This is a genomic window from Desulfobaculum sp. SPO524, assembly GCF_044987625.1.
Lineage (GTDB): Bacteria > Desulfobacterota > Desulfovibrionia > Desulfovibrionales > Desulfovibrionaceae > Desulfobaculum.
The window spans coordinates 1-21,523 of the sequence record NZ_JBJDSB010000007.1; the positions used below are offsets into that span (position 1 = coordinate 1).

15 protein-coding genes and 1 tRNA gene are annotated in these 21,523 nt (G+C 59.5%); 12 read left to right on the forward strand and 4 right to left on the reverse strand.

The window, feature by feature from the left end; genetic code table 11:
* Positions 1–816 precede the first annotated feature (816 nt).
* The 8 genes from caiE to ACI3L3_RS16285 all read left to right on the forward strand — a co-directional run bounded on the left by caiE (position 817) and on the right by ACI3L3_RS16285 (position 11,328).
* A complete protein-coding gene (gene caiE, locus ACI3L3_RS16250; RefSeq protein WP_404846210.1) occupies positions 817–1,407 on the forward strand; it encodes a carnitine operon protein CaiE in 591 nt (196 codons plus the stop codon).
* Between the two features lie 1,043 nt (positions 1,408–2,450).
* Positions 2,451–4,520 (forward strand): formate dehydrogenase subunit alpha, encoded by a 2,070-nt coding sequence (gene fdhF / locus ACI3L3_RS16255; RefSeq protein ID WP_404846211.1) that lies wholly within the window; start codon positions 2,451–2,453, stop codon positions 4,518–4,520.
* A gap of 20 nt (positions 4,521–4,540) precedes the next feature.
* Positions 4,541–5,128, forward strand: a complete 588-nt coding sequence (locus ACI3L3_RS16260; RefSeq protein WP_404846212.1) for a 4Fe-4S dicluster domain-containing protein — start codon at positions 4,541–4,543, stop codon at positions 5,126–5,128.
* A 26-nt stretch (positions 5,129–5,154) separates the two neighbouring features.
* Positions 5,155–6,540 (forward strand): [FeFe] hydrogenase, group A, encoded by a 1,386-nt coding sequence (locus ACI3L3_RS16265; RefSeq protein WP_404846213.1) that lies wholly within the window; start codon positions 5,155–5,157, stop codon positions 6,538–6,540.
* Complete coding sequence (locus ACI3L3_RS16270; RefSeq protein WP_404846214.1) at positions 6,537–7,091, forward strand: 4Fe-4S dicluster domain-containing protein; 555 nt, start codon at positions 6,537–6,539, stop codon at positions 7,089–7,091. The genes ACI3L3_RS16265 and ACI3L3_RS16270 overlap by 4 nt, the downstream gene beginning before the upstream one ends.
* Positions 7,092–7,226: 135 nt before the next feature.
* Positions 7,227–8,522, forward strand: coding sequence for an ATP-binding protein (locus ACI3L3_RS16275; protein WP_404846215.1), 1,296 nt, complete (start codon positions 7,227–7,229; stop codon positions 8,520–8,522).
* 5 nt (positions 8,523–8,527) lie between these two features.
* Complete coding sequence (locus tag ACI3L3_RS16280) at positions 8,528–9,967, forward strand: sigma-54-dependent transcriptional regulator (RefSeq protein ID WP_404846216.1); 1,440 nt, start codon at positions 8,528–8,530, stop codon at positions 9,965–9,967.
* A gap of 194 nt (positions 9,968–10,161) precedes the next feature.
* Entirely contained in the window at positions 10,162–11,328 is a 1,167-nt protein-coding gene (locus tag ACI3L3_RS16285) for an ABC transporter substrate-binding protein (RefSeq protein WP_404846217.1), read from the forward strand.
* Between the two features lie 196 nt (positions 11,329–11,524).
* Here ACI3L3_RS16285 and ACI3L3_RS16290 read toward each other — a convergent pair whose 3' ends face one another.
* The 4 genes from ACI3L3_RS16290 to ACI3L3_RS16305 form a co-directional block, all read right to left on the reverse strand.
* Complete coding sequence (locus tag ACI3L3_RS16290) at positions 11,525–11,836, reverse strand: DUF6694 family lipoprotein (RefSeq protein WP_404846218.1); 312 nt, start codon at positions 11,834–11,836, stop codon at positions 11,525–11,527.
* 674 nt (positions 11,837–12,510) lie between these two features.
* Positions 12,511–13,299 (reverse strand): toll/interleukin-1 receptor domain-containing protein, encoded by a 789-nt coding sequence (locus tag ACI3L3_RS16295; RefSeq protein ID WP_404846219.1) that lies wholly within the window; start codon positions 13,297–13,299, stop codon positions 12,511–12,513.
* A gap of 629 nt (positions 13,300–13,928) precedes the next feature.
* Positions 13,929–14,015 (reverse strand) — tRNA-Leu (locus ACI3L3_RS16300).
* A gap of 38 nt (positions 14,016–14,053) precedes the next feature.
* Positions 14,054–14,533 carry a hypothetical protein gene (locus ACI3L3_RS16305; protein ID WP_404846220.1) on the reverse strand — a complete coding sequence of 160 codons (480 nt, stop codon included), beginning with the start codon at positions 14,531–14,533 and terminating at the stop codon, positions 14,054–14,056.
* 101 nt (positions 14,534–14,634) lie between these two features.
* On the opposite strand from ACI3L3_RS16305, the gene ACI3L3_RS16310 reads away from it, so the two are divergent.
* From ACI3L3_RS16310 to ACI3L3_RS16325, 4 genes are all read left to right on the forward strand, one after another.
* On the forward strand, positions 14,635–15,540 hold the full coding sequence (locus ACI3L3_RS16310; protein ID WP_404846221.1) for a LysR substrate-binding domain-containing protein: 906 nt from the start codon (positions 14,635–14,637) through the stop codon (positions 15,538–15,540).
* 45 nt (positions 15,541–15,585) lie between these two features.
* Entirely contained in the window at positions 15,586–16,890 is a 1,305-nt protein-coding gene (locus ACI3L3_RS16315) for an alkaline phosphatase family protein (RefSeq protein ID WP_404846222.1), read from the forward strand.
* A 107-nt stretch (positions 16,891–16,997) separates the two neighbouring features.
* A complete protein-coding gene (locus ACI3L3_RS16320) occupies positions 16,998–19,139 on the forward strand; it encodes an ATP-dependent helicase (RefSeq protein ID WP_404846223.1) in 2,142 nt (713 codons plus the stop codon).
* A 338-nt stretch (positions 19,140–19,477) separates the two neighbouring features.
* The gene (locus tag ACI3L3_RS16325; protein WP_404846224.1) at positions 19,478–21,478 is read left to right on the forward strand and encodes an adenylate/guanylate cyclase domain-containing protein; all 2,001 of its coding nucleotides are present in this window, start codon (positions 19,478–19,480) and stop codon (positions 21,476–21,478) included.
* The last annotated feature ends 45 nt before the right edge of the window (positions 21,479–21,523 follow it).

The window sequence follows — 21,523 nt, forward strand, 5'->3', positions numbered from 1 at the left end:
TCTGCACCCCAACAGTATTTGAGTTGTCCAGCCCACGACAATCAAGATAATCCCACCCCCCGAGCCAAGAACTCCCCAGCCACCACACCCTCGCGCGAAGCACAGAAACACCAAAGCATTCGAACGCTTTTAAGCGTTCAGAGCGGCCAAGCCCGTGCCGTCCTCCACCATGCGCCCGCCACCAAGCCCCGCGCACAGCACCCGGTCTGCCCGCCCACACTAGCCTAAAAACCACGCCCGAGACCGCCTCGCACTCACCACCTCTCTTCATCCGGCTCCGGCCGGAGGGGGACGGGTGTCCAGAGGGTGCGGGGGGAATCCTGCAAGGTTTCCCCAACACCCTTTGGCCGTCGGAGACACGGCAACAACATACAGAAATCCCACCGAAGCATCTCTCGGCCTAGCCACCATGGCGCCACACCATGTCCGCAATATCTTCCCGACGCATGCACCTCACCATCGCCATATTCACCCCCAATCAACAAATCTCCATCCACGGCTCACCGGGTGCCTACTCATAACCACTCCTCAAGGACGAACCGACTCCCTTCCTGCATTCTTCGCCGTCGTTGCTTTTTTCATCCCTCCAACCCGCCTAGCCACCCGTATCCCACTTCAAACATCCCACACCGCAAGTGCCTTCACCGCACCAAGCCCCCCTCCACGTGTGAAGCGAAAGGGAGTAATAAAGGGTAGCATGCGATCGTGATTGAAATATGATCATGATTATGTCATGTCTACCCATCCATTTGATGTGAGGAGAAAGCCGGAAGTAGGGCTTGTGTGACTTGGGTGTGAACGAAAGGGGAATTGGCGATGCCGTGTTATGAGTTTGAAGGTTTGGTTCCTGTGGTCCACCCGGATGCCTATGTGCACCCGACGGCGGTGTTGATTGGCGACGTGATTGTTGGCGCGGATGTGTATATTGGCCCATGTGCCTCACTGCGCGGCGATTATGGCCGGTTGATCGTGAAGGATGGTTCCAATGTGCAGGATGGTTGCATCATGCATGGGTACTGCGATGTGGACACGGTGGTTGAAGAGAACGTGTCCGTCGGCCATGGCGCGATTTTGCATGGGTGCGTCATCAAGCGGAATTGTCTGGTGGGCATGAATTCCGTGGTGATGGATGGCGCTGTCGTTGGCGAAGAAAGCATTGTCGCCGCCATGAGCTTTGTGAAGGCCGGCTTTGATGGAGCTCCTCGCCAGCTGCTGGTGGGCTCTCCTGCAAAGGTGCTGCGTGAGGTGACGGACCGGGACATGCATTGGCATGGACTGAATATCCGTGAATATCAGGCATTGGCTGGGCGTTCGGCGCAGTCGATGACTGAGGTGTCCCCGCTTCGCGAGGTGGAGGACAATCGTCCCCATCTGGCTGGCATTACCGACGTAAAGCCGCAGATGTAGCGTACGAGCAAACGCCCAGGCGGCAGATGCAGGTGGCATACCGCCTGGGATATGACGCTGAGAGTAGGGCGCTCAGACGAGACCCTTCGGCACAGGGCGGTGGTACTCGCTATGCGAATGCTCCCTTCTGAGCGCCGCCCCGCCACCGAAGAACGGAGCGTCTCCCCATACGGGCGGTGGACGACCATCTTGTGCCGAGAGACTCCCGGCGAAACGATGGCCATCCAGCGGCCGCGCCAGCGACACTTTCTGCGTTTTTCCCGGCCTCGCGTTTTCCCCGAGAGGGAGCTTCACCGCGCTAAAGCGGCTTGCCCTCCACGGTTTATGTCCGTTTTTGTTCTTTGACGCATGCACCCCTCGCGAGCAGGGCAAAGTGCTGTAGGGGCCTTTCGCGCCGTAGTGGGAGAAGGGAATTTCGGCGCATTATGGACAACTGTGCAAGGACCATAATTGCTGTAAACGCCCGCAGGGCGGGGCAATTGTGAAGGTGGTTGCTTTTTTCACAATTTCAATCTATGTCTTGCCCATCGCTTCGCGCTGGACTGCGCAGCGCCTTGTTTGGTTAATCAAACGGCGCATATTTTTCACTCGATATCCCATGAAGAGCACACAGGTTGAGAGGTCACACGGACCTCTCCTTTTGGTGCGCATGATGCTGGGGGCAGTGGAGCGGGGCGAGTGGCAGACGCGCGACGCGGCCGCACGAACGCTCACGGCGTGAAGTGGCGGCATCCTCGTCGTTGGACTGACGTTTTGCGCTGCGGCGGGTGCAGCCTTGCTGCGAGCTGACCATGCAAACAATGCAAACCGTGCAACTTCGGCGTGCAATTGCATGGTTGCAGAGTGGCGCGGGGAAACTCGCCGTGGATAAAAGTTCCCGTATTTCGAGGGATTGCAGGTGTATGGTTTTTGGCACGGTGTGTGCTGATTGTGCACTCAAACAAGCACCATGGCCGGAGAGTCCGGTCAGGACGCCTTGCGTGTTCAATTCTCCGGCATATGCCGGAATTCTATACTGACTTGCTTCCTGAGAGGAACTTTCGATGCAAAAAGTTCTCACGACCTGCCCGTACTGCGGTTCGGGATGTTCTCTATATCTGCTGCTGAATGATGATGGCCGGATTACCGGCGTTGAGCCGAATCTTGACCCGACCAGCGTGAATAAGGGCGCGCTGTGCTCCAAGGGGCACTTTGGGGTGGACTTTGTTCAGCACCCGGAGCGCCTGACATCGCCCCTCGTCCGCAAAAATGGCGTGCTGACCGAAAGCACGTGGGAAGAGGCCTATGCGGTCATTGCCCAGCGCCTTGGCGGCATCGTCGCCGAACATGGCCCGGACAGCGTGGCGGGATTTAGCTCCGCGCGCTGCTCCAACGAAGAGAATTACCTCATGCAAAAGTTCATGAGGGCGGCGGTGGGGACGAACAATGTCGACCACTGCGCGCGGCTCTGACACGCCCCCACTGTGGCCGGTCTGGCCACCGCAATGGGCAATGGAGCTATGACCAACTCCATCGGCGAGTTGGACGAAATGGGGCTGCGGGACTGCATCTTTGCCATCGGCACCAACACCACCGAGTGCCACCCCATTATCGGCCTTGGCATGATGCGCGCCAAGCACCGCGGCGCAAAGTTGATTGTCGCCGATCCGCGCGCCATCACGCTGAGCCAGCATGCGGACCTGTGGCTGCGCCTGAAGCCCGGCAGCGATGCCGCGCTGCTGAACGGTATAGCCCATGTCATCCTTGAAGAAGGCATGGCGGATGAAGATTTCATCGCCGCGCGTACAGAAAATTTTGAAGCGTTCCGCGACAGCGTGCAGCGCTTTACGCCGGAGATTGCCTCGGCCATCACCACGGTGCCTGCTGGGGATATCCGCCGCGCGGCGCGGCTCATTGGCAACAGTGAAAATACCGCCACGTACTACACCATGGGCATCACCCAGCATACGTCTGGCGTGGACAACGTGTTGGCCGTTGCGAACCTTGCGTTTGTCACCGGCAACATCGGCAAGCCCAAGGCTGGCGTGAATCCTCTGCGCGGGCAAAACAACGTGCAGGGTTCCTGCGACATGGGCGCGCTGCCCAACACCTTCCCGGGCTACCAGAAGGTGACGGACCCCGCCGTGCGCCAGCGCTTTGAGCAGGCGTGGGGCGTTTCGCTCAGCGGCGAACCCGGGCGCACCATCCCCGGTGTGTTCGACGGCATCGAGAGCGGCGATATCCGCGCGCTATATGTCTTTGGCGAGAATCCCATGCGCAGCGACCCGGACGTGAACCATGTGGAGCATTGCCTTGACCATGTGGACTTTCTCATCGTGCAGGACATCTTCCTGACCGAGACGGCCCAGAAAGCCGACGTGGTGCTGCCCGGAGCGTCCTTTGCGGAAAAGGACGGCACCTTCAGCAGTACGGAACGCCGCGTCCAGCGCATCCGTAAGGCCATTGAGCCGGTGGGCGACAGCCGCCCGGACTGGCGCATCATCACGGAGTTGATGCAGGCCATGGGCTACGACGCCGACTACGCTTCGCCCGAGGATGTCTTTGACGAGATGCGTTCGCTGACGCCCACCTATGCGGGCATCAGCTACGCCCGCCTTGAGCAGGGCGGCATCCAGTGGCCCTGCTGGGACGAAGCGCATCCCGGCACCCCGGTGCTACACGTTGGGCAGTGTGATAATGGCCGTGGGCAGTTCTCGGCCATTGACCACCGCGACCCGGCGGAGATGCCCGACGAGGAGTACCCCTTGATGCTGACCACGGGCCGCGTTGTGGCGCATTACCACACCGGCACCATGACGCGCCGCTGCTGGGGCCTGAATGGCCTGAGCCCTGAGGAGTCGTTGGAAATCAATCCCGCGGACGCCGAGGAGCTTGGCCTTGAGCATGGCGATCCCATTGTGGTGACCACCCGCCGCGGCGAAGTCCGCACCAAGGCGCAGGTGACCCCACGCGTGCCCAAGGGGCTGACGTTCATCACGTTCCACTTCTCCGAGGCGTGCGGAAATATTTTGACAAACAGTGCGGCCGATCCTGTTACCGAAACTGCGGAACTCAAGGTTTGTGCCGTGCGCGTACGTAAGGATACTGCGTCCGACAGCCGCGTTGTGGCGTAGTGCAAGAAAAAGGAAAGCAAATGCCTTCTCCTCTCAATAGCTTCGTTGTTGCTGATTCCGATAAGTGCATTGGGTGCAAGCTGTGTGAAGTGGCCTGCGCCGCGGTGCACGAAGACGTTGTGCCCACTACGGTCGGCTGCCAGCAGAGCCCGCTGCATCCGCGCCTGCACGTTGTGAACACCAGCGAGACCTCCGCACCCGTCCAGTGCCGCCACTGCGAGGACGCACCCTGCGCCAACGCTTGTCCCATCGACGCCATCCGTCAGGTTGGCGGCCGCATTGTCGTGGACGAGGACGCCTGCGTGGGCTGCAAGAATTGCATGGTCGCCTGTCCCATGGGCGCGCTGCAGCTGATGGACGTGTACCGCCATGGCGAGCGGGTGATGCAGCCCGTCCTGCGTGAGGAAGCCGGTGGCCGGGTGGAGGAAACTCCTCGCCTCGTCGCCACGAAGTGCGACCTGTGCGCCGGCGTGCACGGCGGCCCCGCCTGTGTTGGCGTGTGCCCCGGCGACGCCCTGCGCATTGTCCGGCCCACCGCACTGCGCCGTAAGCGCAATTTCAATGCCGCGGTGAAGCTGATGTCCGCTATCCGCAACCTTCCTGCTTAACCGCAGAGCACAGGAGCAATACGGTTATGATTCTTGATTCTGAGCAGATTATCCGCATCGATCAGGAGCTGTGCACCGGGTGCGGACGCTGCAAGGACGTCTGCCCGGTTGATGCCATCTCCGGCGAGCGGCACCAGCCGCACACCATCGACGCGGCTGCATGTATATTGTGCGGTCAGTGCGTGCAGGAATGCAGCGCCTACGACAGCATTTTGGATGAGTTTGAAACGACCAAGGAAGAGCGCCTTGCCCAGCGTGGCATGCTGCCCTCGGTGAAGGAACCGCTGTTTGCCGCGCATTACCGCGGCGACGCGCAGCGCGTGTTCGATGCCCTGAAGAGCGACAGCTACACCATGGTGCAGTGTGCGCCTGCCGTGCGCGTTGCCATTGGCGAGGAATTCGGCTTGCCCCTCGGGTCCCTGACTCCGGGCAAGCTGGCCGCCGCCCTGCGCCGCCTTGGTTTTGACCGAGTCTACGACACCAACTTTGCCGCCGACCTCACCATCATGGAAGAGGGCTCGGAGCTAATCCAGCGCGTGCGCGAGGGCGGCACCCTGCCCATGTTCACCTCCTGCTGTCCCGGCTGGGTGAAGTACATGGAGGACGCCTACCCTGAGTTGGTGGACCACCTGTCCAGCTGCAAGTCCCCCATGCAGATGGCGGGCACCATGTTCAAGACCTACGGCGCGCGCGTTGATGACGTGGACCCGGCCAAGGTCTTCAGCGTGGCCATCATGCCCTGCACGTGCAAAAAGTTCGAAAGTGAGCGCCCGGAGATGCAGGCCAGCGGCTACCGCGACGTGGATGTGGTGCTTACCACCCGCGAGCTTGCCCAGATGCTGCGCCACATTGGGGTGGACTTCACCAACCTGCCCAGCGAGGACTTTGACAAGCCCCTCGGCACCTACTCTGGCGCGGGCAATATCTTCGGCAACACCGGCGGCGTGATGGAAGCCGCTCTGCGCACCGGCGTCGAACTGCTGACCGGTCAGCCCCTCGCGGATACGGACCTTGAGTACGTACGCGGCGAGGAGGGCATCCGCACCGCCACGGTGGAGTGCGGAACGACGGAATTGAAGGTCGCCATTGTCGCGGGGCTGGAGAACGTTGTCCCCATTTTGGAGGACGTGAAAAACGGCGTCGCCGAGTACCATTTCATCGAGGTGATGTGCTGTCCGCAGGGCTGCGTGAGCGGCGGCGGCCAGCCCAAGATGATGCTCCCCGAACACCGCGAAAAGGCCAACCTGCGCCGCAAGGCCGGGCTGTATGCCCATGACAGGAAGCTGGAGCACCGCCGCTCGCACGAGAACCCCGACATCAAGCGCCTGTACGAGGAATTCCTTGGCGAGCCGCTGGGGCACGAGTCGCACCACCTGCTCCACACCGACCACAGGAGGAACGGCAGGGCGTGAAAAATACATTTGTTTTCGGTGATCCCAGAAAATGCATAGGCTGCGGCGCGTGCGAAGTGGCCTGCGCCATGGCGCATCTGGACAAGGACATTGACGGCGATGTGCGCAAGGCCAAGGAATTTCACCCGCGTGTGACCATTGTGCGCACGCCGGATGTGACCATTCCCATCCAGTGCCGCCAGTGCGAAGACGCCCCCTGCGCCAACTCCTGCCCGGAGGAAGCCATCATCCGCCGCAATGGCGCGGTGGAGATTGTGGCCGGCAAGTGCGTTGGCTGCAAAAGCTGCGTTGTGGCGTGCCCCTTTGGTGCTATTCAGGTTGTGGAATCCACGGAGTCGGCATCCGAGCAGAAGCTGCAGGTCTTGGACGGTGAAGAGGCGCATCATAAAGCCATCTTTGCCGCCCTGAAGTGCGACCTCTGCCAGGGTCGTGAAGGCGGTCCGGCGTGTGTGGATATCTGCCCCGCAGGGGCGCTGAACGTTATGACTCCTGAACATATGCAAGAGCTTGTTACCAATCGCCGCCTCGCTGTGGTGAATGGATTACAATAAGACCCCCCTTACGCGCCCGGATCTGCCCCAGACAGCAGGTCCGGGCACTCCCTTGCCAATGATCGAGCCGCTGGGCTACGCTTTTTCTTCCGGTTTTGGCCGGTTGTCTTTTCTCATGCAACAACGGAATGGAAAATGGCTATACGCAAGACGCGGATGATGCGTCCCCGTGGCCGTGGGACCGGACGGCGCGGATGTACGCGCCCCTGCGCATGGAGTCGTGCCAATGCGGAGCGCCCCCGCCAGAGCTTGGAGCGCCTTGACGAGCAAAGCGGGCAGACCACGCTCATGGACCGCGTGGCCGTGCGCTACAAGGCCATAAAGGGCGATCAGGTGGATCTGTTGCGCCGGTTCGCCCCGGATGGCACCATCACCTACGTCAACGATGCCTACTGCCAGTTTTATCAACTGGACCCCGCCGAGGTTGTGGGCATGAACTTTCAGGACCTGCTGGCCCCGGAGCAGTGCCACGAAATCGCCCGCGCCATTTTTTCTCTGACGCCGGAGGATCCCTACGTCCTCACCGAGCCAAGCTACATCCGCCGCGACGGCAAGATGTACTGGGTGGAGTTTCTGAATCAGGCGATTTTCAACGATGCGGGGCGCGTCATCGAGTACCAGTCCATTGGCCGCGACATTACGCGCCAGAAGGACGCGGAACTGAAGATTCAGCAGGCGCAGGCCGCCATGACCCGTGCCACGCGTATGGCGACGTTGGCCGTGGTCGGCGGTGGCATCGGGCACGAGATTAACCAGCCCCTCAACGCCATTCGCATCCTTGCCGGGTCCGGCCTGTATATGGCCAAGACCATGGACGACCTGCCGCGCGAGCGCATTGTCCAACTGCTGGAGGATATTTCTTCGCAGGTGGGGCGCATTGATGACATTATTCAGCATCTGCGCGATTTTCTGCGTGTGAACCAGTCCCGCCCCTATGAACAGTGCGACATGAACGAATGCGTCCGCTCCGCGCTGGTCTTGTTGGACAATCAGCTTACCGCCGCAGATGTGCGGGTGGAGGTGGCGCTGGCGGAGGATTTGCCCCCGGTGTACGGCGTGCGCGTGCGGTTTGAGGAAGTGGTTCTCAATCTTGTGGCGAATGCCATGCAGGCCTTGGAAGAACGCCCCGGCGAGCGGCGCATCGTCATCCGTACATGGGATGAAGGCGGCGTGCATTTGTCGGTAGCCGACAATGGCCCCGGCTTGCCGGATGAGGACCGCGAGCGGCTGTTTGAGCCCTTTTTTACCACCAAGAATACGGAAAAAGCCATGGGACTTGGGCTTTCCATTGTCCGCGAGATTTTGTCGTCCTGCCGGGCGCAGTTGTCGGTGACCAACGCCGAGGAGGGCGGCGCGCATTTTCAGATTGTGTTTCCCCGGACCATAAACGGCGTGCACCACAATGGCGCGGCGGCGGAGAGGGACGGCTAAAGGCCATGCGAATTCTTCTTGTTGACGACGATGCGCAGGGGCGCGCTTTTCTTGCCGATTACCTGAATCTTTTGGGCCATGCCGTAACGTCCGCTGACTGTGTGGACCGCGCGGTACAGGTGTACCGGCAGGAGGAATTTGACCTTGTGCTGTCCGACATCAGCATGCCCGGGGCCACCGGTATTGACCTGATCGGCGCTCTGCGCGGGGGCGAGGATGAGTCGGGCGCGGATATTGTGCTTTATACCGGGCATATTGACGTGCAGTTGGCCATTCAGGCCCTGCGCGCCGGCGCGTACGACTACCTGACCAAGCCCATCAATCTGGAAGAGCTTGGCGCTGTGCTCGACCGGGTGGAGGAGCATATGGGTCTGCGCCGCGAGAACCGCCGCCTGACGGAGCATTTTGACGACGAAGTCCGTGCCGTAACGCAGGAGAAGGAAGAGGAGCTGGAGGAACTGCGGTCTATGCTTTCGCAGCAGGCCGAGGTGGACGGCATCGGCATCTTTTCTCCGGCTATGTGGCAGGTGGTGCATCAAGCGGAGCAGTACCATACGGACCGCTCCGTGCCGGTGCTCATTCAGGGCGAAACCGGCGTGGGCAAGGAGATTGTGGCGAAAATCGTCCACTATGGGCGCGAGCACACGACGCTTCCCTTTGTGGGCATCAACTGCGCGGCCATCTCGCCGAATCTTTTTGAGAGCGAGCTCTTTGGCTATGAGCCGGGAGCCTTTACCGGCGGCGCGAACCGCGGCAAACGCGGAAAGCTGGATATTGCCAAGGGCGGCTCGCTCTTCCTTGATGAAATTGCAGAAATTCCGGTGGAACTGCAGGCCAAGCTCCTGCGCGTGATAGAGGAAAACCAATTCTACCGCGTGGGCGGGCTGAAAAAGCACGAGACGGATATCCGCATCATCGCGGCTACGAACCTTGATTTTGAAGAGCGCATGGAAAAGGGGCTGTTCCGGCGGGACCTGTTCTACAGGCTCAACGTGGGGCAAATCATCATCCCGCCGTTGCGGGAGCGCCGGGAGGATATCGTCCCCTTGGCGAAAATGTTCCTTGATGCCTCGGCCCGCAAGCGCGGGCGCGCCTTTGCGGACATAAGTGATGGCGCCCAGAAGGCGCTTTTGGACTACCACTGGCCGGGGAACGTGCGCGAACTGAAAAACGCCATGGAGTGGGTGACCCTCATGCACGATGCGCCAACCCTGGAACCGTCGCACTTTGTGCACCTTTTTGCCGCGCCGCGAAGCACTGCGCCCGGTGGGCAGGCTGTCCCGGAGGCGGCAGGGCGTACCCGCCGAAAGCGTCCGGATAACGCGGAAGTGCTCCGCGTATTGGAGGGCTGCGGCGGCAACAAAACCCACGCCGCACGCAAGCTGGGTATCTCGCTCCGCACGCTGTATTACCGTCTGGAGCGGATGGAGCAGCAGGAGGAGTGACCGCTTGGCCGGTGCGCGCGGGCAAAACCGGGCGCGGGAAACAATTGGAAATGAAGTGAGACCCGAAACGCGGGCAGCAAAGGCTGCCCGCGTTTTTTGTTACGGTCCCGCGTAAAATGTGCCGGGTGTTGCGCGGGTGCATTTTGCCACGTATGCTGGAGATTCTGAGAAGATTGCAACGGGGAGAAGCGGCGATGTGGACGAGGACAGGCTGGCTGGGTGTAGTGGTGTGGGCACTGGGAGTTTGGCTGGTGTGCGGTCTGGGACAGCGCGTTGAGGCCGTGGCGCAGGACACGGAGCCAATCCGCGTTGCGGCGATTTTTTCGCATACAGGGTCAGCTGCCGAGGAAAATACGCCAGATTACCTTATGCCGCGTTTTGCCGCACGCATCATCAACGAGCGCGGCGGAATTCTGGGGCGTCCGTTGGAACTCATTGAACTGGACAATAAGAGTTCGGCCATAGGGACGGTTCAGGCGGCGCACAAGGCTGTACAGATGGGCGTTGTGGCGGTGGTCGGTCCATCGCGCAGTTCCGACGCCCTTGCCATGGCCCCGGTATTCGAAGAGGCGGGCATCCCCATGGTGGGCACCACAGTGACCGCGCCGTCCGTGACGCAGGCGGGGGAATTCATTTTCCGCGTGTGCTATACCGACGAGCAACAGGCCGATGCCCTTGTGCGCGTGGCGTGGGAGGAGCTGGGCGCGCGGCGGGCGGCAACCATAAATATTGCGGGCGAGGTCTATAGCCAAGGGCTGGCGGAGCGCTTCCGCAGGGGCTTTATCTCCCGTGGGGGAACTATTGTCGCGCGGGAGGAGTACCTGCAATCCGCCCTCGATTTTACGGACATCATCAATAGCGTGAGGCAGGCCGCGCCGGATGTTGTGGTTTCGCCGGGATTCGCCCGTGATTCCGGGCTGCTCCTGCAGCAGGCGCGACAGATGGGCCTTGAGATGCCGTTTATGGGCGGCGACGGGTGGACTGCGGTGGAGCAGTACCCGTTCATGAAGCCGCTCACCGGCGAAAATTATTACCTTTCGCATTGGCACTGGGGCAAGAAAAGCCCGGCCAGCAAAGACTTTGTCCGCCTGCTCAAGGAGAAAATGGGCGAAGACGCCCTCGCCCGCGTTGATACCGGCAGCCCCTGCGGCTACGACGCAATGATGCTTCTCGCCGACGCCATCACCCGCGCAGGCACCACCGACCCCATCCCCCTGCGTAAGGCCTTGCTCTCCACCAAAAACTACCCCGGCGTCACCGGAACCATCACTTACAACGGCCAAAGAGACCCCCAAAAACCCCTCGTCCTCCTGCGCATATCAGGCCGGGATGTGGAGTATGTGCGGAGCATTGCGCCGTGAGGGGAGGGGCTTAAACAGAAAAAGAGGCGCCACTTGGGCGCCTCTTTGTTATGAGTCGTATTTCTGCAGTGCAATCGAGAATTGGTGAACGAAAACCGTACAGGGCAACCTGACACTGGAATACATGGCGCCTTGCCTGGCTCTTTTTTCGTCCAGCAAACGTCTCGTAAAAAGAGCTTGGGTCACAGCACGTCGACTATTGGTTCATCTCCCGCCGCATCTCTCCAGCTTTCTTCATGATGGCGTCATAATCCATCCCATCGAAGAAACTCCGCATTTTTGCCTGATCGCCACCCGTCTGCATAGCGACAAGCATAGCCATACCAGTCAAAGTTTCCTGAAACTCCTGGCGCTTTTCTTCAGGCAAGGACGATTGAATCTCTTTCACGGACTCATTGAATGCCGACTTAGAAGAGGCATCCACAGTGGGGTTCGACGAACACCCGGCGCCAATGAGCATGATGCCGGCAATACACACAGTTGCGAAGATGCGAGAAAGTTTTGTCATAGAAAACAGCTCCTTTTTGCGTGTAGAGATAAACAAATATCGACAGGCTGTCACTATGGAGTTTTCTGTATGTGTTTGGCGTGGTGTGATGAGAAGCAATCGTTGAAAGGGGGCTGGGGGCGGGGGAAAGTTCTGTATCAATTGGCCTGTATGCCAAGTGAGGTGAGGGGCGATTTGTCGCAGAGAACAAAGGGGGGCTTTTCGTGAATGAAAAGCCCCTAGCAAATTTACAATCTTTAGGCGGACGACAAAGAAAGGTCTCTGCCCCGTATAAACGCTGCGAAGCGCCAAGCAATGACTTTATGGAGCAAAAAGCAATACACGACAAAGGGGTTACCGCCTTATGGGCGGTAACCCCTTGATATCACTGGTACCCGGGGCGGGACTTGAACCCGCACACCCATGAGGGCGAGAGATTTTAAGTCTCATCTGAAAGACAAGAAAATCAACAGCTTATATTGTTTTATTAAATAAATTTAGAGGCTTGAGTCCGCATGGTGATTAGTGAATACTATCTCTATACAGTATTGAATACAGCTCTGGCATCTCCCCAACGACTCCATCATTATTATACGACGTGCCAGCCACACCTTGCGACTTAAGTCACCAAAATCTTCCTCGCATCCAATACACAGCAAGTCTCATAAGGAAAGCTTGCTTGAACAAGCCATCGCTTAATCGTTTGGCTTATGGCAAATCAAAGGTATCATCTCCCAGTAATTTTTCTTTTTCTCATGCATTACCCCTGCTAGCTGAACAGAAGATGCATTTTGTGGAATAATATCAACAACAAAAGGAAACCCTGGAACAGTTGCGCTCTCTACCATCATCGTCTGACCGTTGAATATTTTTCCATTTTTGAATTCTATGCCTTTGTGAAATCCGGTGTGAACCATCACACTACTTCTGCAATTAAAAAGAAGATCTGACTTATCGTTCTCCACAAGAAATAAAAAATTCGATTTAGGCTCCATAAAATGTTCAGCCCTGCATTCTACAATACTCTTGCCACCTTCTTCATAAACATATGATCTGAGGTTAGAGAACTTCTGAGGGCCATGGTTAAATGTATTTCTCCCTGATGCGACATCCACGATTTGTCGTAAGGCAACTTCAATCCCTTGCCCAAACAAATCAATGTAAAGGCTTTGCAATAAGATTGGTGGCATCAAGCAATCATCCAACTTTACTGGTATTATCTTAGTATGACCACCAGTAGCCCTCACTACCGCATTTTGCCACTCCAATTTTACCATGTTACTTTGCAAGCTATTCTTTGACACGAAGAATAAGAAAAGTTTGCAGGCACCTAGCCCTTCATTCATTTTATCAACTATTCCATCCCCAGGCTGCACCGACCATGAGTCATAAAAAATGTTCTCTTGTCCGAATGTGTCTCTCAAGCGAATAGCAATTTGCTCGACAATTACCTTATCATTATGATTATGGGAGAGAAAAATCATATTTCGAACTCACTCCATTTTTTCAATTAACGCCTACCATTTTAGCAATCCATCATCGCTTGGCTTCGGCAACTCACACCCCTTACACTACACACAGCTTGTGAGATTAAGACTGAAACCGTCAGAAGTTACTACTTGCCATACTGCAACTTAGGTAAATTCTTTAGCGACGTCATAACCGCCGAAGGATATTAAATATATTACATACACGCAAGGTTGCCGATTCTCATTGTTGCCCTGTGCATCTTAAAAGGTTTTCGCTTATGAACTCCGCCTACCTGTCAAAGAAAGGCATATTGCCTGTACAGGCACAAGTTGAATATGATTTCGATGGGGCGATTCCCCCCCCCCTGCAAAAACAGAAAAGGCATCTACAGTCGTAAGAGCTGAATAAAATTTTCGGAAGAGGCACTTTCGACTTCTTCATTACGTACGAATCCTTAGGACTAAAAAGCTTAAAGAAAGCAATCATCCTAGGATAAAAGTAATGACATCATCTTCTCAATTAGGGCTTCGCTGAGCACAGTAATGACAGAAGTGGGGAGAGAATGGGGATAAGCTTGCTAAAAAAACAAAAAAGCGTTCACAACAATTTTAAAAAAATCGTCGTAAACGCTTAATTTCGTTTTTGGTACCCGGGGCGGGACTTGAACCCGCACACCCATGAGGGCGAGAGATTTTAAGTCTCTTGTGTCTACCTGTTCCACCACCCGGGCATGTGCGGCTTTTGTCTATACCGAGGGGTGGTGTGGCGTCAATGTTTTCTGGTGATTGGCAGCATGCTCGCGCGGCTGATGGTGTGGATGGCGCCGGTTGGGCGGGCGAGGATGAGATTGCCGTCGCGGTCTGTGAGCATGTCGCTGATGGGGCCTGCTGTGGTGGTGATGCGGCGTGTGGTCCCGCGGGCGCTCACGGCCCAGATGCTTCCGGTTGCCGTGCCCACGTAGACGGTGCGCTGCGCGTCGACGGCGATGGCGTTTGCTTCGGCGGGCAGGCCGGTGGCGAGCACTGTGCGGGTGGCGTCCTGCCATGCGCATTCGAGGCGTCCGGTCTTGGGCTGTAGGGTGTAGATGACGCCTCGGGCGTCCATGGCTACAAGGGTTTCTTCGCCGGCGCGTGCCTGTCCGGGCAAGGTCAGGATGGCCCCCACCGTCAGGACGAGGGCACAAGTCAGCACCGCGGCGTGGCGGCGGATTGATTCGTGAAAAGGCATGTTTGATATATTTTGCGACATGGTTTCCTCCTCGGTTCGTGTTATGGATACCAATATGAGGTTTCCGAGGAGAACGGTCCAATATCGGCTTTGCATGAATCAAGACGTGGGGGATATCAGCGGTGGAGCACCGTCATTTACGCTACTTTTTGGCTGTTGCTGAGGAGCTGCACTTCGGCCGCGCCGCCAAACGCCTGAATATGTCTCAGCCGCCGCTCAGCCAGCAGATCCGTCAGCTGGAGGAAGAGCTTGGGGTTGAGCTGTTTACGCGGACGAGCAGGCAGGTGGAGTTGACGCGCGCCGGGGAGGTGTTTCAGGCGGAGGTGGTGGAGATTCTCTCCTCTGTGGAGCGGGCGGTGCAGCGCGTTCGCAGTGTGGGCGCGGGAAAGGAGGGGGAGCTTCGTCTTGGGGCGGTGGTCCGGATGTATTTGACCCCCATCCCGTTGGCTCTGCGCAAATATCACGATGAGTTTCCCCGTGTGTCGCTGCATCTTAAGGATTGTTCCACGGCAAAGCAGCTTCGGCTGATGCGCGAAAAGCGTCTTGATATCGGTTGCGTGAGCTATGTGCCCGAGGGCGACACGCTCTTTGAGAGCACGCCGCTCAACAAAGGATGCGTGAGGCAGTCCGTTGTGTTGCCGGAGGGGCATCCCCTTGCGGCGCGTGATGAGGTATCGCTTCAGGACTTAGATGGCGAACCGATGGTTATGTTCCCCCGCTGCCAGCACCCGCAGTGGCATGACGCCATCCACGACGCTATGCATAGCGCCGGGGTGGAGATGAATGTTGTGCAGGTCGTGGAGCGGGTCCAGACCGGCCTTGCGCTGGTGGCGAGCGGGCTTGGCTATACCATCCATTACCGGCCGCTTCCCTTTGGGGATACGCCGGGAATTGTGGTCCGCCCGCTGCGGGAGCATTTGCCCAGCCCATCGTTGTCGCTGGTGTGGCGCTGTGACGAAAAGGACCCGTTGGTCCTGCGCTTTGTGGACATCGTCAGGGAGTGCATCGCGGAGCGCCCGATGTGCTAGGGCGGTACTTCCGTCCTGCCGGGGGCTGTGGTACGTCCCCATACCATGCAGACGAATCAACGCAGACGAGTAGTCGTTCTTGGCCTAGACGGTGTGCCTTTGGAGCTGCTGCGCACGCTGTCGCAGCAGGGCGTGACGCCGAACCTTGCGCGCATTGCCCTGTCGGGCCATGTCGCCAGTATGCGTGTGGAGCTTCCCGAGCTTTCCCCGGTGAACTGGACCTCCTTCGCCACGGGCGCGGGACCGGAGACGCACGGCGTCTTTGGCTTCACGCGTATTGACCCGGCGACGTATTCCATTGCCATAACCGACGCCACAGCGGTGCGTACGCCCACCATCTTCGACGCGCTCGGGGAGCGCGGGTTGACCTCTCGCGTGGTGAACCTGCCCAACACCTACCCGGCGCGGCCCATGCGTGGGATGATGGTGGCGGGCTTTGTGGCGCCGGAGTTGTCGCGGGCCGTATTCCCGCCGTTTTTGGCGGGACAGCTGGCGGGCATGGGCTACCGGCTGGAGGCCGACACCGTGCGCGGGAAGGACGATCCGGAAGTGCTCCTTGCCGAGCTTTCTGCCACGCTGGACTCGCGCCTTGCCGCGCTGGACCTGTTCTGGCGCGACCTTGCGTGGGACGCCTTCGTCTTTGTGCTGACGGAGACGGACCGCCTGTTCCATTTTTTGTATCCTGCCCTAGAGGATGCAGAACACCCGCTCCACACGCCATGCCGCGAGCTGATGCGGCAGTTGGACCGCGTTGCCGGGGCGCTGCTGGAGCGCTTTGACGCCCTGCCAGAACCCAAGCGCCTGCTTGTGATGGCCGACCATGGCTTCACGGCCCTTGAGACGGAAGTGGACATGAATTCGTGGCTTATGGCCCATGGCTTTTTGCAGATGGAGCGCCAGCCCCTCTCGGAGCTTGACGCCACCTGCATTGGCGCGGCGTCGCGGGCCTTTGCCCTTGATCCGGGGCGCATTTATCTGCACACGGCGGAGCGCTTTGGCCGTGGGCGCCTCCTCCCTGCGGATGCGCTGCGCGTGCGTGAGGAGCTGCGGACCATGCTGCTGGATATGCGCTACAAGGGGCGCCCGGTGCTGCGCGCCGTGCACCTGCGTGAGGAGCTGTATAACGGCCCCCTCAGCGCCAGCGCGCCGGACCTTGTGTGCGAGCCCATGCCCGGCATGAGCCTGACGGCCAAATTTGATGGGCGCGAGGTGTTTGGGTTCCACGGACGGCGCGGCACGCATACGGCGGATGGCGCTGTGGTGTACGACAGCCTTGGCCGTCCTGCGGCCTCCCCGCGCGATGTGGGGCAACAGGTGCTGGACTTTTTCGGGGCCAGAACGCAGTATTGACGCCCGTCCTGCCACCGCCGCGCAGGACCGCCTCCCGGCGCTGCGCGCGTCGTCCACACAGGCACGGCCACACCGCCGCAACAACGACACCACCGCATTTGGATACTATGATAGATTTCAAGAACGAATTGAATCCGGCCCAGCTTGAGGCCGTGGAGACGCTGACGGGGCCGGTGCTGGTCATCGCCGGCGCAGGCTCCGGCAAAACGCGCACCATCGTCTACCGCATGGCCAACATCGTGCAGAGCGGCTACGCGCCGGAAAGCATCCTTCTGCTCACCTTCACCCGCAAGGCCGCGCAGGAGATGCTCAACCGCGCGGGGACTCTGCTGGGTGAGCAGGGCCTTTGGGGCGTAACGGGCGGAACCTTCCACTCCTTTGCCTACGGCTGGCTACGCCGCTACGCCGAGGCGCTGGGCGCGGCCAACGGCCTGACGGTTATGGACCAGTCCGACGCCGAAGGCATTGTGCGCGACCTCAAGAACGACATGCGCCTTGGCAAGGGCGACCGCTCCTTCCCCAAGCGCAGCACGCTTCTTGGCCTTATCAGCAAAAGCCGCAATAAAGAGCAGCCCCTCTCGGACATTCTGCGTAATGAGGCCTTCCACCTCGCCAAGTACGAGGAGGAGTTTGACCGCCTTGCCAAGGGGTACTCCCTTTTTAAGCAAAAACACGGCCTGCTGGACTACGACGACCTGCTCTTCGGGCTGGAGCGCCTGCTGCGCGAGCACGAACCCGCGCGGGACATGCTCCGCTCCCGCTACAAGTTCATCATGGTGGACGAGTTTCAGGATACCAACCTCGTGCAGGCGCGCATTGTGAAGCTGCTTGCCGGGGAGGGCGGCAATGTCATGGCCGTTGGCGACGATGCGCAGTCCATCTATGCCTTCCGCGGCGCGAATGTGCGCAATATTTTGGACTTTCCGAACCAGTTTCCGGGGACCAAGGTCGTCCGGCTGGAACAGAACTACCGCTCGGCCCAGCCGGTGCTGGACCTGACCAACGCCATCTTGGAGCAGGCGGAGGTGAAGTTCCGCAAGAATTTGTTCTCGGATATTCCTGATGGCCCGAAGCCCCAGATTATCCGTACGCTGTCGGATAAGTCGCAGGCCAACACCGTGCTCAACAAGGTGCTGGAACTCTCCAAAAAGTACCCCCTGCACGAAATTGCCGTGCTGTTCCGCGCGGGCTACCACTCCTATCCTGTGGAAGTGGCGCTGAACAAGGTGGGCGTGAAGTTCCAGAAGTTTGGCGGGCTGAAGTTCTCCGAAGCCGCGCACATCAAGGACGTTTTGGCCTATTTGCGCCTTGCCCAGAACGCTACGGACATCCCCTCGTGGCAGCGCGTGCTGTCGCATATCAAGGGCGTGGGGCCAAAGACCGTCACCAAGATTTATACCGCCGTCATGACCGGAAATGACGGCTACCTTGCCACGGTCCGCAAGCGGTGGACCGAGGTCGGCGAAACGCTGGAATTCCTCGACACCCAGCGCGCCCTTGGCGGCACGCCGTCGGCCATGCTGGCCCGCGCGCTGGAGTTCTACGAGCCGATTCTGGAGCGCCGCTACCCGGACGACTACCCCCGCCGCAAGTCTGGCCTTGATGAGCTGGAGCGCATCGCCACCCAGTACAAGGACATGGAGGCCTTCCTTGGCGACATAAGCCTAGAAAATCCGCAGGATGACGACGAGCGCGGCAAGGAGGACACCCTTGTTCTGTCCACGGTGCATTCGGCCAAGGGGCTGGAGTGGTCGGCCGTGCTGGTTATCGACCTTGTGCAGGACCGGTTCCCGTCCCGCCATGCGCTCAACAGCTCCGATGAGCTTGAAGAGGAGCGCCGCCTGATGTACGTGGCCTGCACCCGCGCCAAGAAGTACCTTGGCCTGTTTGTGCCTGCCACCATCTACAACCAGTACAACCATACCAGCGAGCCTGCGCTGGAGAGCCCCTTCCTGACGGAGCTGCCCGAGCGAACCTTTGAGGCGTGGCGCGAGAACTTCTCCGGCAGCATCAGCCAGATGAAGACGCCGCAGCCCGCCATGGCCGCCGCCCCCAGCGCCGGGGCAGAACCTGCCGCGGCGGATGCCGGTGGCGCGCGCCCGGTGTCGCCCAAGAAGCTGGGCTATTGCCGCCATAAGATCTTTGGCCGGGGCAAGATTGTGGCCGCCGTATCCGACGACAAATACCGGGTGAATTTCCCAGGCTTTGGTCTCAAGGTCATCATGGCGAACTTTTTGACCTTTGAATAAGTGCTGCTGCCGCGTTGTCGGCAGGACCGTTTGAGATTGATTCAGCGCCCCGCGCCACCTGCGCGGGGCGCTTTTTTGCGCCATAAATTCGGCAGGCTACGCCCATGGGCCGTGGGGGAGTGCCCGTGAAACGTCGCCTGTGCCCGCCTTTTGCCGCCGCGCGCACTCCCCCCGCGACGGGGATGATTTCTTGCGTTATAGGCGAAATTTGTTTCTATTGGAGAGTGGATGAACCTTTCCGTTGTGCGCGGGGTGCCCGGACACCGCCGAATCTGTCGCGGCTGGTTAAGGAGAGCCTTATGTCCTTTTGGAGTGGTCTTTCGCAGAGGATGCGGTCCATGACCGACCCGGGCGTATTGCTTGGGGAGGTGCTCACGCGCGAGGGCGTCATCACCGAGGCGCAGCTTGCCAAGGCCGTGGAGCGCCAGCAGGCCGCGCAGATGGCGGGCGCGGATGTGCCGAATCTGGCGCAGTTGGTGGTGGACCTCGGCTTTGAAAAGGAGCCACGCGTGCTGGAGGTCGTCAACGCGGCCTACGGCATTAAGGCCGAGTCGGTGCGCGATGACATCGACGCCCTCATTGAAGAGCAGGTCCAGCAGACCTTCCTTGGCCGCCTGCGTATTCCCATCCGGTTCAAGCTCTCCGTCACTCTTGCCTTTTTCCTTCTCCTCTCCATGTTCGTCCTGAGCTACTTTCTGCTGCAGCGGCAGGAGAACAACCTCTATGAGGAAAGCATCAAGTCGGGGAAAATCAGCCTGACGTATTTTGTGGACGAGGCCAAAGTCCCCATCCTCAATGGCGATACACTGCGCCTGAACGCCTTGGTGCGGAAGGTGACGGAGGTGGAGGGCCTGCTCTACGCCGCCATTGTGGACCGCGAGAACGTGACCATGGCACATAACGACCTCTCCCGCGTGGGCAAGGCCTTGGCCCTGCCCGGCCGGGTGGGGCCGGAGACGAAGGAAGGCGATATTTCGTATTTCCGCCGCTCCACACTGGACGGGCGGCAGATTCTGAATCTGACCCGTGCGGTGACCTTCCAGGGCAAGGTGCTGGGCAAGGTGCATGTTGGCCTGTCCTTGGACTTCATCGAAGACCGCATAGAGCGCGAAAAGCTGTTCATCTACGTGGTGACGGTGGTGTTCTTTCTTGCTGGCATGGCCGTGGCCGGGCTGCTGGGGACCAACTTCTCCCGCCCCATTTCCCGCCTTGTGGTGGCAACGCGTGAGATTTCGAGCGGCAACTACCATCACAAGGTGGACTTTAAGCGCAAGGACGAGTTTGGCGACCTGGCGCAGGCGTTTAATTTCATGAGCCACGAGCTGTGGCTCAAGTCCATCATGCGGGAGAGTTTTGGGCGCTATGTGTCCACCACCATCCGCGACCTGATCCTTGCGGACCCGGAAAGCATGTGGCTGAAGGGCGTACGTAACGATGCGACCATTATGTTTGCGGACGTGCGCGGCTTCACCAAGTATTCGGAATCCCACGACCCGGAAGTGGTGGTGGAACAGCTCAACGAGTTTTTTGACATAGCGGCGAAGAACATCAGCCAGCACAACGGGTACATAGATAAATTCATCGGCGACGAGGTGCTGGCCGTGTTTGGCGGGTTGCCGGACTCCACAGGCAACCACGCGCAGGACGCCGTGCGCGCGGCGTGGGCTATGCAGCAGGAGCTGGCCAAGCGCGCGTCCGAGGCTAACCCCATCCTCAACCGCGTGGGCGCGTCCATTAATACGGGCACCGTGGTGTCGGGCAATATCGGCTCCGAGGTGCGCATGGAGTACACCGTTATCGGCGACTCCGTGAATGTGGCCTCGCGGCTGAATTCCCTTGCGGGGCCGGGCAGCATTGTTGTCAGCGAAACCACTTTTGAGGCGGTGAAGGACTTTGTGGAAGTGACGCAACTGCAGCCGCAGATGGTGAAGGGCAAGGCCAAGCCCCTGCAGCCCTACGGTGTGGACCGTGTGCTGGGGCCAGATGATGGTCCTGCGCGGCCGCCCAAGATGTTTTCCGGCGATGGCGTGGCCGGACCGCCGCCCGAGAAGGCGCGGCCCGTGGCAATCTCTGGCGGGGCGGGGCAAAAGCCCGCGCCGAAGCCCGCCGCAAAGCCGGCGGGGAAGGGGGCGGCTCAACCCGCAGGAAAGCCTGCCGCCAAGCCCGCACCCAAACCCGGGGGGAAGCCGGGTGCGGCCCCTGCGCAAAAGCCTGCGGGCACGGCGCAACCCGCGCCCAAGAAGCCCGCGTCGCCGCAGCAGCCAAAGCCCGAAGCGGGTAAGGGGCAGGAACCAGCCAAACCGCGTCCGGTGGGCAAGCCCGGACCGACCAAGAAGTGAGGGGGAGCCATGAGTCGCAGGTGGGGTCTCGTATGGAGTCGGGTA